We start from the raw sequence: 12,016 nt of genomic DNA, 5'->3' as shown, positions 1-12,016 counted from the left end.
AGTGGAAGTAATTGCAGAAGCAGAAGAGTCAGAAGAAGTGGAAGTAATTGCAGAAGCAGAAGAGTCAGAAGAAGTGGAAGTAATTGCAGAAGCAGAAGAGTCAGAAGAAGTGGAAGTAATTGCAGAAGCAGAAGAGTCAGAAGAAGTAGAAGTAATTGCGGAAACAGAAGAGCAAAAAGAAGTGGAAGTAATTGCGGAAGCGGAAGCACCAGAAGAAGTGGAAGTAATTGCGGAAACAGAAGAGCAAGAAGAAGTAGAAGCAATTGCGGAAGCGGAAGAGCGAAAAGAAGTAGAAGTAATTGCAGAAACAGAAGCACCAGAAGAAGTAGAACCTGTAGCACTTGAAGAAATGCAACAAGAAATGGTGTTAAATGAAGCAATTGAACAAAAGAATGAATTCATACATGTTGCTGAGGCTGATGAACAAACGAAAAAAGATGTTCAAAGCTTTGCGGATGTTTTAATTACAGAAGAACAACCAGTTGCAGAAGAAGCACCGGTCGTAGAAGAACAACCAGCTGCAGAGGAAGCACCGGTCGTAGAAGAACAGCCAGTTGTAGAAGAACAACCAATTGCAGAAGAAACATCGGTCGTAGAAGAACAACCAGTTGCAGAAGAAGCACCGGTCGTAGAAGAACAACCAGCTGCAGAAGAAACACCGATTGTAGAAGAACAACCAGTTGTACAAAAAGAAGAACCAAAACGTGAGAAAAAGCGTCACGTACCATTTAATGTTGTTATGTTGAAACAAGATAGAGCGCGATTAATGGAAAGACATGCGTCTAGAACGAATGCAATGCAACCTTCTATGAGTGAACGAGTAGAGAATAAGCCTGTACATCAAGTAGAAGAACAGCCACAAGTGGAAGAAAAACCAATGCAACAAGTAGTAGTGGAACCACAAGTGGAAGAAAAACCAATGCAGCAAGTAGTGGTAGAACCACAAGTGGAAGAAAAGCCAATGCAGCAAGTAGTAGTAGAACCACAAGTGGAAGAAAAACCAGTGCAACAAGTAGTAGTGGAACCACAAGTGGAAGAAAAACCAGTGCAGCAAGTAGTGGTAGAACCACAAGTGGAAGAAAAACCAATGCAGCAAGTAGTGGTAGAACCACAAGTGGAAGAAAAACCAATGCAGCAAGTAGTGGTAGAACCACAAGTGGAAGAAAAACCAATGCAGCAAGTAGTAGTGGAACCACAAGTGGAAGAAAAGCCAATGCAGCAAGTAGTGGAGCCACAAGTGCAGCCAGTACAACAAGTAGTGGCAGAGCAAGTACAAAAGCCAATTTCAAGTACGGAAGTAGAAGAGAAAGCATATGTTGTAAATCAAAGAGAGAATGATGTGCGCAATGTATTGCAAACGCCACCGACGTATACGATTCCATCATTAACATTACTATCGATTCCGCAGCAAGCAGCGTTAGATAATACGGAATGGTTGGAAGAACAGAAAGAATTATTAGATACAACGTTTAATAATTTCCACGTTGGCGCACATGTTATTAATGTATCGCAAGGTCCAGCAGTAACTCGTTTTGAAGTACAGCCAGACCCAGGTGTAAAAGTAAATAAAATTACAAACTTAAGTGATGATATTAAGCTAAGTTTAGCTGCGAAAGATATTCGTATTGAAGCGCCGATTCCAGGGAAGAGTGCGATTGGAATCGAAGTTCCCAATAAAGAAAGTAAGCCAGTATTTCTTCGTGAAATTTTAAGAAGTCCTGTGTTTACAAAGAGTGAATCACCGCTTACGGTTGCGCTTGGACTTGATATTTCAGGTGATCCAATTGTAACGGATATTCGAAAAATGCCACACGGACTTATTGCAGGTGCAACAGGTTCAGGTAAAAGTGTGTGTATTAACGCCATTTTAACGAGCATTTTATATAAAGCGAAACCACATGAAGTGAAGTTAATGTTAATCGATCCGAAGATGGTTGAGCTTGCACCATACAATTCTGTTCCACATCTTGTAGCACCTGTTATTACGGATGTAAAAGCAGCGACAGCTGCATTAAAATGGGCAGTTGAAGAAATGGAGCGCCGTTATGAATTATTTGCGCACGCAGGAGCTCGTGATTTAACTCGTTACAATACGATTGTAAGTGAGCGAGAAATTCCGGGAGAGACATTACCTTATATCGTTATTGTCATTGACGAGCTAGCCGATTTAATGATGGTAGCACCTGGTGATGTTGAGGAAGCGATTTGTCGTATTGCGCAAAAAGCACGTGCTTGTGGTATTCATTTATTAGTAGCGACGCAGCGTCCATCTGTAGATGTTATTACAGGTTTAATTAAGTCAAACATTCCAACGCGTATTGCGTTTACTGTATCATCTCAAGTTGATTCGCGTACGATTATTGATATTGGGGGCGCGGAGAAATTACTTGGCCGTGGTGATATGTTATTCTTAGGGAACGGTACATCTAAGCCAGTTCGTGTACAAGGTGTATATGTATCGGATGATGAGATTGAAAAGACAGTTGATCATGTGAAAAAGCAAATGAAGCCGAATTACTTATTTAAGCAAGAGGATTTATTAGCGAAAACAGAACAGGCTGAGTCGGAAGACGAATTGTTCCTTGATGCATGTCAATTTGTTGTAGAACAAGGGGGAGCGTCCACATCTTCTGTACAGCGAAAATTCCGCATCGGTTATAATCGCGCGGCACGTCTCATTGAAGAGATGGAATCGCAAGGAATTATTTCTGAAGCAAGAGGAACGAAGCCAAGAGATGTCCTTATTTCTGAGGATGAATTTGCCGCTATGCAGGAAACAAATGTATAGTAAACGGTTTTGCTGTATACTAAGAGAAAATGTTGGATAGTAAAGTAGGGAGTAAAGCGACATGAAAGAAATTGAATTAAAATTAAAAGGTGAAATAAATAGACTAACAAATAAAACATTTAAATTTGACGAACGCGTTGGAGAAGGTTGGTTCTCTGCCGTTTACTTTTTAAAGACTAGAGAAATCATCGAAGAATTTCGCCCGAAAAGTGTTGTAACGATGCAATTTTTCCAAAAGGAAAATGCAGTTCTTTGCGGAACAGATGAAGTTATTGCATTGCTACAAACATTCGCTAAAAATCCTGAGGAACTTGAGATTAACTCTTTAAAAGATGGCGATAAAATTAGTCCATTTGAAACAGTGTTAACAATTCATGGTCCTTATGAAAATTTCGGATTTTTAGAAGGTGTTATTGATGGGATTTTAGCTCGTCGTACATCGGTTGCAACAAACGTATATAACGTTGTCCAAGCTGCGCGTAGCGTAGATAAAGAAAAACCAGTTATTTTCATGGGAGACCGTGATGATCATTATACACAACAAGCTGGTGACGGTTATGCAGCATACATCGGTGGTATGAGCGCACAAGCGACGCATGCGATGAATGAATGGTGGGGCAAAAGTGGTATGGGGACAATGCCTCACGCATTAATTCAAATGTTTAATGGTGATGTTGTGGAAGCGGCAAAAGCATATCATAAAAAATTCCCAGAAGATGAATTAGTTGTATTAATTGATTACAACAATGATGTCATTACAGATGCACTTCGCGTAGCACGTGAATTTGGATCAACATTAAAAGGTGTACGTGTAGATACGTCTCGCACGATGATTGATCAATACTTCATTCGCCACCCAGAAGTACTTGGAACATTCGATCCACGTGGTGTAAACCCATCGCTTGTATTCGCACTTCGTAAAGCACTTGATGAAGAAGGATTCCAGCATGTAGACATCGTTGTAACTGGTGGATTTGATGAGAAACGTATTCGTGAATTTGAAGCTCAAAACGTACCTGTTGATATATACGGAGTAGGAAGTAGCTTATTAAAAATGAATATTGGCTTTACTGGTGATAACGTAGAATTAAATGGAAAACCAGAGGCGAAAGCTGGTCGTAAATATCGTCCAAACCCACGTCTAGAACGTGTTCAATTAGAAAAAAGAGAAGATATGTAAGAGAGAGAAAAACTGATAGGTGATTGACCCTATCAGTTTTTCTGTTATCATAGTATAGCGGCTTCTTTTTTGCTATAATGGATTTGTTATGGACATAAAAAAGAAGTACGTACGAGTTTATCCTGATAAGTGAAGGGAAGAATAACTTCACTACATCAAAAATGTATGATGATTACCAAAATAAGAAAAGATTCATATACTGTCTTATAGATAGGCCGTTGTATTAGTTCGAAATGTTGGAGGTTCTTTAAGATGACAGTTTACCATTTTGTAGGAATTAAAGGAACAGGAATGAGTTCATTAGCGCAAATTCTTCATGACATGAAGCATACTGTTCAAGGGTCTGATTATGAAAAGCGTTTCTTTACACAAACAGCGTTGGAAAAGCGTAGTATCTCGATTCTTCCTTTTGATAAAAGTAATGTAAAAGAAGGACAAGTGATTATTGCAGGAAATGCATTTCCTGATACGCATGAAGAAATCGTAGCAGCAAAAGAATTAAACATCCCAGTACATCGTTACCATCACTTCTTAGGTGACCTTATGAACCAATACACAAGTGTTGCTGTAACTGGTGCACATGGAAAAACATCAACAACTGGTTTGTTAGCCCATGTAATGCAAGGTGCACACCCTACATCTTACCTTATTGGAGATGGAACAGGGCATGGGGTAGAAAATAGTAAGTATTTTGTATTTGAAGCTTGTGAGTATCGTCGTCATTTCTTGTCTTACAATCCAGACTATGCGATTATGACAAACATTGATTTTGATCATCCAGATTATTTCACAGATATCAATGATGTATTCAGTGCATTCCAAGAGATGGCATTGCAAGTAAAAAAAGGCATTATTGCATGTGGAGATGATGAAGAACTTCAAAAAATTCAAGCGAAAGTACCTGTTATTTTCTATGGATTTGGAGAAGATAATGATTTCCAAGCACGTAACATTCAAAAGAGAACAGATGGTACTATTTTCGATGTATTCGTTCGTAATACGTACTATGACACGTTCAAAATTACAGGATACGGCAATCACAGCGTATTAAATGCATTAGCAGTAATCGCGCTTTGCCATTATGAAAATGTTGATGTAGAAGCAGTTAAGCATCAGTTAACAACTTTTGAAGGCGTAAAACGTCGCTTTAATGAGAAGCCGATGGGAGAGCAAGTTATTATTGATGACTACGCACACCATCCGACAGAAATTAATGCAACGATTGAAGCCGCTCGTCAAAAACATCCAGAGCGTGAAATTGTCGCTGTATTCCAGCCGCACACATTCTCACGTACAGAAAAGTTCTTAGATGAGTTCGCTGAAAGCCTAAGCAAAGCTGATCAAGTATACTTATGTGATATTTTCGGATCAGCGCGCGAAAACAAAGGTGAATTAACAATCGAAGATCTGCAAAAGCGTATTGACGGTGCAGAATTAATTACAGATACAACAACGGATGTATTAAAGAAACATAAAAACGGCGTTCTCATTTTCATGGGCGCAGGAGACATCCAAAAATTCGAAGCAGCTTACGTAAAAGAAGTTCAAGTTGCAGAGAAGTAATAGAAAAGACGCATAGCTTAGCTGTGCGTCTTTTTTGTTGTGTTCGATATATTTAAAAACCATGGATAGGTTGGTATTGTTTATTCTTTTTGTAGAGTTGTTTTAACAAAACGATATAAATTGAACTAAAAAGTACATATCCAATTAAATAATAGAATGAAAACATATCGAATTGTTTTGTTATGATGATGCGAATTGCGAAAAATGAAAATGGAAGAGCGATTAAAAGCCTTGAGCTAATGGAAATTATTGTTTTAAAGTATTTTAATAAGTCTGTATTCCAATGGTTTTCTCTACAGATGAACCAAATGTTACTTGCTATAAAAGCTAGTACAAATGGCAAATTAGCTGAAATATTGATGAAGCCTAGTACAATAGGTACTGATAGAGCACCAAGTGGACCGATAGATAGGCCAGAATAATATTTTATAAATGTATTTGTAGATTGCTGTACATCTTGAATAACGTCGATATATTCTGCTGCAATTTCCTTTGCTAGTTCTTTTGGAGGAAGAAATTCTGCAATCACTTGTGAAGGGATGCTTGCTGATGGTATCCCTTCACTTTCTTTACTTAATGCATTTTCGTATAAATCAGATTTAATTTCTAGCACATGTTGTTCGCGTGCTGATGTAGGTAAGTTCATTAAACCTTTCTGAAAATCGTGTAAGAAAGAAATAATGAGTTCATTTGCAAAGAATTGTTCCTTGTTCATTTTTTATCCTCTCCTTTAGCTAGTAACATTAGAGCTTGATACACGGCATCATAATCATGTAAGCGACTATGTAAAATTTCTCTCCCTTCGTCTGTAATGCGATAGTATTTTCTTTTTGGGCCATCACCAGACTCTTCCCAATAGGAAACAGCCCAATTGTTTTTCGTGATTCGATTTAATATAGGATAAATCGAGCCATTGGGGATATGAAATACAGGGATTTCTTGTAATGCACTTGTAATTTCGTATCCGTACATAGGTTGTTTACTTATTAAGGATAAAATAGCGAGATCAAAAACACCTTTACGTAATTGAATTATAAAATTATCATTTTTTTCCATACTTTAACTATATACGATTCATATCTAGATATCAATCATATATAGTGGATTTTTATTTCTGTATTGATCTAGAGCTAACTCTAGGTTGTAAGATGAATATGTAAAAACAAGGGGGAGAGAACATGTATAAAATCGGTGAAGTAGCAGAATTAACAGGGATGGGTATTCATACTTTGCGTTACTATGAGAAATTAGGATTATTACCACCACCAACGCGAAATAGCGGGATTCGTCAATATACAGAAGGTGATGTGCGTCTATTAAAATTTTTATGTTCATTAAAACAAACTGGAATGTCATTAGAAGAGATGGCTGAGTTTGCAAGTGATGGATGCATTATAGAGGAAATTAGGCAGAGGAAAGAGGAAGTGCCAGCGAAAGTAAAAAAGAGAATTTCAATTTTAACAACTCATTTAGAAAGATTAAAAGAACAGCAAGAACAATTGCGAAAAGTTGTCCAGCTAACAGAAGAGAAGTTAGAAATCTATTACGGTTTTCTAGAAGGAAAAGACTTGGAGGCCGACAATGAAAAATAAAGTATATGCGCAGTTATTAGGATTTGCGATATTTACTGGTGGAACATTTAATGCTTCGAAATATGCGGTGCAGTATTTCGAAGCGATTCATATAGCAGCATGGCGTTTTGGGATTGCTGCATTTGTGATGTTATGTCTGTTAAAAATACGAAAAGATTTTGAGGTGGAGGTATGGAGGCAAAACAGGATCTATTACCTTTTGTTAGGCATTGTTGGTGTATTCGGTTTTAACTTCTTTTTCTTTTTAGGAATGAAACATACAGAAGCTATGAATGGTGCACTTATTATGGCGACAAACCCGCTTGTTACGACGCTGTTAGCAAGTGTTATTTTACGGGAGAAAATAGTAAAGCGCCAAGGTATTGGAATGTTACTTGCACTAATTGGTGTTGTTTTTGTGCTTACGCAAGGTTCGTTTACCGCAATACAAAATTTATCATTTTCAAAAGGGGATTTTTATATTTTATTAGGAAATATTTGCTGGGCGTTATACGGTGTACTAGGCAGAAAGTTTATTAAAACTGGTAATCCAATACAAACGACGACATATACGATGACTATTGGTGCACTTGCCTTTATGATCATATCTTCTACACAAAAAAGTATAGTAACAGTTTTAGAAATTCCTTTGTTGGCATGGGGAGCGATTCTCTTTATGGCAATTGGAATGAGTGTGCTTGGTTACTTATGGTGGAATAATGGAATTGCTCAAATTGGTGCAGCAAGGACATCTTTATTTTTTAATCTAGTGCCTGTAGTTACAATGATTATTTCTTTTTTAGAGGGAGTAAATATAGCACCCGCACAATGTATAGGGATGCTATTGGTTATTACGGGAGTATTGTGTTCATCAGGTTTTATACAAATAAAATCAAAAGAAAGTGTGAATATTTAACATTTTTTGTTTAGAAATGTTAGAATAATAAGAAAAATAAAAAGGGAGCTAAAAAACATGTTCACACTCCGGGTAGATGACGAAATCGAACTACAATTACTAGAAAAACATCATAAAGAGGAACTATATCAATTAATAAATCAAAACCGTAATCATTTAAGAAGATGGCTTCCTTGGGTAGATGGGACGAAATCTGCTGATGCTTATAATGAGATTTGTCCGATGTGGTTAAAGAAGTTTGCAGAGGGAGACGGTTTTGAAAGTGGTATACGTTATAAAGGAAAGCTCGTTGGGATGGTAGGTATTCATCCAGTGAGCTGGGGGAAGAAAGCGGCGAGTCTTGGATATTATCTTGCAGAAGATGCTGGCGGGAAAGGTATTATGACGCGTAGCGTGAAGGCTGTACTTCACTATGCATTTGAGAATTTAAAATTAAATAAAATGGAAATTAGATGCGGTGTTGAAAATGTGAAAAGCCGCGCTATTCCAGAACGTTTAGGGTTTAAGTTAGATGGTGTTTTAAGAGATGAAGAATGGTTATACGATCACTTCCACGATATCGCTGTATATAGTTTATTAGCTTCAGAGTGGAAGGAGATTCGATGAACGAGAAGATTCATATTGTTCCGTATGAAAGTACATTTCAAGAGGAAGTAGTAAACCTTATCGTTCATATTCAGCAAAAAGAGTACAATGTCCCCATTATGAAAGAAGAGCAGCCGGACCTGCTTGAAATAGAAACATTTTATCAAAGGAATCATGGCAACTTTTGGGTAGCAATTTATGATGGTAAAGTAGTTGGAACAGTAGCTTTATTAGATATTGGGAATCATCAAGTAGCGTTAAGAAAAATGTTCGTAAAAAAAGAATTTCGGGGAAAAGAGTGGGGTGCATCACATAAGTTGCTCCAAACAGCAATTTCGTGGGCTGAGAATAAAAAGCTGAAGGATATTTACTTAGGAACGACAGTGAAATTTTTAGCGGCGCATCGCTTTTATGAAAAGAATGGTTTTGAAAGTGTGAGTATAGATGAGTTGCCAAAAAGTTTTCCAGTGTTGCAGGTGGATAAGAAATTTTATAGATATATTGTTTAAGAAGGTCATATAGAAATGGCCTTTTTTTATGAACTAAAATGGAAAAAGTGGTATAATTTAGGTTAGGGGGTGCGTGTATGAACTTTCCGATTCAAAGAAGTAAGTCAGTAGTCATTTTCGTTTGTCTCACGTTAGCTTTTATGTTTGTGTATCCACTCGTCATGATTGTCGCAAATAAAGAGCAGTGGATGACAGCGTTAATTGGGATGAGTTTATGCTTCCTTGTTAATGTACCACTCGTTTGGGAAGTATTTATTAAAAAGCATAAAGTAGAAGATGGTGTATTAAAGTACGGTATTTTAAATGATGATGTTGTATTAAAAGATATAAGAGTTGTTCGTCAAGTTGGAAACTACCTTGAAATTACGACGAATGCATACAAAGTACATATGGTTGCGATGCCGCAACATATGACTGAATTTTTGGTACTTATTGAGAAAGAGAATCCACATGTGAAAATAGAAATGGTAGGGAAGAAATGAAATATGTAAAACCTTTGTTTTGCTTTGAAATATTATTTGTACTTGTTGGTTGCACTAGAGTATATATGAAATGGGATCTGCCTTTATATGTTCCTATATTGATTGGTACTATTGCAGTGGCGCTTTTGTATTATTTTCACTTCCAGCAAACAAAAAGTGAGAAAAGTAGCTCAATATAGAGTGAAGATAAAAAAACGCTCGGAAAAAATCCCGAGCGTTTTTCATTATTTTAAGTTCTCTGGGTTTAAAGCTTCTAATTCAGGTACAACGAAGCGTCCGTCTTTACGGATTAGTACGTCGTCGAAGTAAATTTCGCCGCCGCCGTATTCAGGGCGTTGGATGCATACTAAATCCCAGTGAATGTTCGAGTTGTTACCGTTCCATGCATCGTCGTAAGCTTGTCCAGGAGTGAAGTGGAAGCTGCCATCGATTTTTTCATCGAATAGGATGTCTCCCATTGGATGTAAGATGTATGGGTTTACGCCAATTGCGAACTCACCAACGTAGCGTGCGCCTTCGTCTGTATCGAAGATTTTGTTAATGCGTTCTGAATCGTTTGCAGTTGCTTCAACGATTTGGCCGTTCTCGAACTTAAGTTGTACATTTTCAAATGTATAACCGTTGTAAGGAGATGGCGTGTTGTAAGAAACTGTACCGTTAACAGAATTACGAACTGGTGCAGAGTATACTTCACCGTCTGGAATGTTTAAATGACCTGAGCATTTAATTGCTGGAATGTCTTTAATAGAGAATGTTAAGTCAGTTCCAGGTCCAGTTAGGCGCACTTTATCTGTTTTATTCATTAATGTAACAAGGCTATCCATCGCCTTATCCATTTTACCGTAGTCTAAGTTACATACTTCGAAGTAGAAGTCTTCGAAAGCTTCTGTGCTCATTTTCGCAAGCTGTGCCATAGAAGCATTTGGGTAGCGAAGAACAACCCAGCGTGTTTTTGGAACGCGAATGTCTCTATGAACTTTCTTACCAACTGTTTGACCGTGAATTTGCATTCTTTCACTTGGCACGTCAGCTTGTTCGTTAATGTTATCGCCAGAGCGAAGACCGATATAAGCGTCCATATCTTTCATTACGTTTGCTTCATAGGCTGCGATTTGTTCAAAATGTTCTTCAGTAGCACCCATTAATAAAGAGCGATCTACTTGATGATCTTTTAAAGAAACGAATGGGAAACCACCAGCTGCATATGCTTCTTTAACAAGTGCAGTTACAAGTTCTTTTTGTAAGCCAAAGTTTTCAATTAATACTTTTTCGCCTTTTTGTAAGCGAATAGAGTAGTTAATTAAATTGTATGCTAACTTTTCAATGCGTGGATCTTTCATATGTAAAGCCTCCCTACTAATTATGTATCCTCTCCTATTGTAACCTACTTAGTGGAATTTGTTGAATCATTTATGTTAAAGTTAACGAATAAGTATGAAAATTCTAATGGAAAGATAGGGATTAGAACGAAACGGAAAATGATTGTATAATAGGGGAAAGTATGAAAAAGATAAAGGAAGTGATGAAATGCAAGTTCTTTTATATGTAAGTGCAGCTATTATCGCGGTTGCTTTCGCTGTATTAGTAGTGTATGTATGCAGAACGTTGTTATCGGTTCAGAAGACGTTAGAAAACGTTGCAAGCACGTTAGAAGGTTTAGAAAAGCAAATGCAAGGGATTAGCGTAGAGACGGAGCAATTATTACATAAAACAAATGCGTTAGCTGATGACATTCAACAGAAGTCACAATCATTAAATAAAGTAGTATCGGGTGTAGATGGAATTGGAACGACAATCCATTCTTTAAATACGAAACTTCGTAATGTATCAGAGTCTGTTACGGATGAAATTGAAAATAATGCAGATAAAGTAGCGCAAGTTGTACAGTGGAGTAGCGCAGCAATTGAAGTATACAATCATTATCGTGCGACAAGACAAGAGAAAAAGGTTGAAAAAGAAGAACGTAAATTAGAAAGACTCGAGAAAAAAGCTGAAAAGAAAGAAAAGCGCTCTAGACTTCGTATGAGAGGTGAATCGTAATGAATATGACAAAACTTGAAACAATTGAAGAGCTTGAAGTACTAGTAGAAAAAAACGAGCCTTATGTTCTTTTTAAACATAGTACGACATGCCCGATTAGTCATGGTGCCTATACAGAATTTCAAGCTTATTGTAGTGAAGAAAGAGCGGTACCAGCGTATTACTTATACGTACAAGATGCGAGAGATGTTTCGAATCGTGTTGCAGAACAGTACAGCATTAAACATGAATCTCCGCAAGTGTTATACATAAAAGATGGGATGGTAGTATGGAATACGTCTCATTGGAACATTAAAAAAGATGCTTTAGAAGAGAATATTAAGTAAAAAGAAGCAAGCAAAAGGTGCTTGCTTCTTTTTTTTTGTTTTTGTTGAAATATATT

At 37.3% G+C, this 12,016-nt stretch carries 14 protein-coding genes; 11 read left to right on the top strand and 3 right to left on the bottom strand.

Annotation, left to right across the window (positions count from 1 at the left end; all coding sequences use genetic code 11):
• The 3 genes from PDQ40_RS14330 to murC form a co-directional block, all read left to right on the top strand.
• Positions 1-2,788, top strand: a 2,788-nt coding sequence (locus PDQ40_RS14330) for a DNA translocase FtsK (RefSeq protein ID WP_270691464.1), incomplete at its 5' end; no start/stop codon positions are given.
• Positions 2,789-2,849: 61 nt separating this feature from the next.
• Positions 2,850-3,968, top strand: coding sequence for a nicotinate phosphoribosyltransferase (locus PDQ40_RS14325; protein WP_000658369.1), 1,119 nt, complete (start codon positions 2,850-2,852; stop codon positions 3,966-3,968).
• 252 nt (positions 3,969-4,220) lie between these two features.
• Positions 4,221-5,531: a UDP-N-acetylmuramate--L-alanine ligase gene (gene murC, locus PDQ40_RS14320; protein ID WP_000219470.1), complete on the top strand. Its 1,311-nt coding sequence runs from the start codon at positions 4,221-4,223 to the stop codon at positions 5,529-5,531.
• Positions 5,532-5,583: 52 nt separating this feature from the next.
• Here murC and PDQ40_RS14315 read toward each other — a convergent pair whose 3' ends face one another.
• Complete coding sequence (locus PDQ40_RS14315; RefSeq protein WP_001031376.1) at positions 5,584-6,246, bottom strand: HAAS signaling domain-containing protein; 663 nt, start codon at positions 6,244-6,246, stop codon at positions 5,584-5,586.
• On the bottom strand, positions 6,243-6,587 hold the full coding sequence (locus PDQ40_RS14310; protein WP_000414143.1) for a PadR family transcriptional regulator: 345 nt from the start codon (positions 6,585-6,587) through the stop codon (positions 6,243-6,245). Before PDQ40_RS14310 ends, PDQ40_RS14315 begins: the two co-directional genes overlap by 4 nt.
• 122 nt (positions 6,588-6,709) lie before the next feature.
• Here PDQ40_RS14310 and PDQ40_RS14305 point away from each other — a divergent pair, with 122 nt between their 5' ends.
• The 6 genes from PDQ40_RS14305 to PDQ40_RS14280 all read left to right on the top strand — a co-directional run bounded on the left by PDQ40_RS14305 (position 6,710) and on the right by PDQ40_RS14280 (position 9,773).
• Positions 6,710-7,123 carry a MerR family transcriptional regulator gene (locus PDQ40_RS14305; RefSeq protein ID WP_000276595.1) on the top strand — a complete coding sequence of 138 codons (414 nt, stop codon included), beginning with the start codon at positions 6,710-6,712 and terminating at the stop codon, positions 7,121-7,123.
• On the top strand, positions 7,113-8,018 hold the full coding sequence (locus tag PDQ40_RS14300; RefSeq protein ID WP_000792462.1) for a DMT family transporter: 906 nt from the start codon (positions 7,113-7,115) through the stop codon (positions 8,016-8,018). Before PDQ40_RS14305 ends, PDQ40_RS14300 begins: the two co-directional genes overlap by 11 nt.
• Before the next feature lie 57 nt (positions 8,019-8,075).
• Positions 8,076-8,624, top strand: coding sequence for a GNAT family N-acetyltransferase (locus PDQ40_RS14295; RefSeq protein WP_000494673.1), 549 nt, complete (start codon positions 8,076-8,078; stop codon positions 8,622-8,624).
• Positions 8,621-9,112, top strand: a complete 492-nt coding sequence (locus PDQ40_RS14290; protein WP_001003093.1) for a GNAT family N-acetyltransferase — start codon at positions 8,621-8,623, stop codon at positions 9,110-9,112. The genes PDQ40_RS14295 and PDQ40_RS14290 overlap by 4 nt, the downstream gene beginning before the upstream one ends.
• A gap of 77 nt (positions 9,113-9,189) precedes the next feature.
• The gene (locus PDQ40_RS14285; protein WP_001010635.1) at positions 9,190-9,594 is read left to right on the top strand and encodes a PH domain-containing protein; all 405 of its coding nucleotides are present in this window, start codon (positions 9,190-9,192) and stop codon (positions 9,592-9,594) included.
• Entirely contained in the window at positions 9,591-9,773 is a 183-nt protein-coding gene (locus tag PDQ40_RS14280; RefSeq protein ID WP_000878344.1) for a hypothetical protein, read from the top strand. The genes PDQ40_RS14285 and PDQ40_RS14280 overlap by 4 nt, the downstream gene beginning before the upstream one ends.
• 45 nt (positions 9,774-9,818) lie before the next feature.
• On the opposite strand, the gene PDQ40_RS14275 is transcribed toward PDQ40_RS14280, so the two are convergent.
• Complete coding sequence (locus PDQ40_RS14275) at positions 9,819-10,934, bottom strand: aminopeptidase (protein ID WP_048557788.1); 1,116 nt, start codon at positions 10,932-10,934, stop codon at positions 9,819-9,821.
• Positions 10,935-11,121: 187 nt separating this feature from the next.
• On the opposite strand from PDQ40_RS14275, the gene PDQ40_RS14270 reads away from it, so the two are divergent.
• Complete coding sequence (locus PDQ40_RS14270; protein WP_001197726.1) at positions 11,122-11,634, top strand: DUF948 domain-containing protein; 513 nt, start codon at positions 11,122-11,124, stop codon at positions 11,632-11,634.
• Complete coding sequence (gene ytxJ / locus PDQ40_RS14265) at positions 11,634-11,960, top strand: bacillithiol system redox-active protein YtxJ (RefSeq protein ID WP_001057466.1); 327 nt, start codon at positions 11,634-11,636, stop codon at positions 11,958-11,960. Before PDQ40_RS14270 ends, ytxJ begins: the two co-directional genes overlap by 1 nt.
• Positions 11,961-12,016: the final 56 nt, after the last annotated feature.

The organism is Bacillus cereus group sp. Bc061 (assembly GCF_027715825.1).
Taxonomy (GTDB): domain Bacteria; phylum Bacillota; class Bacilli; order Bacillales; family Bacillaceae_G; genus Bacillus_A; species Bacillus_A paranthracis.
This window is presented reverse-complemented; position numbering and strand designations above follow the sequence as displayed.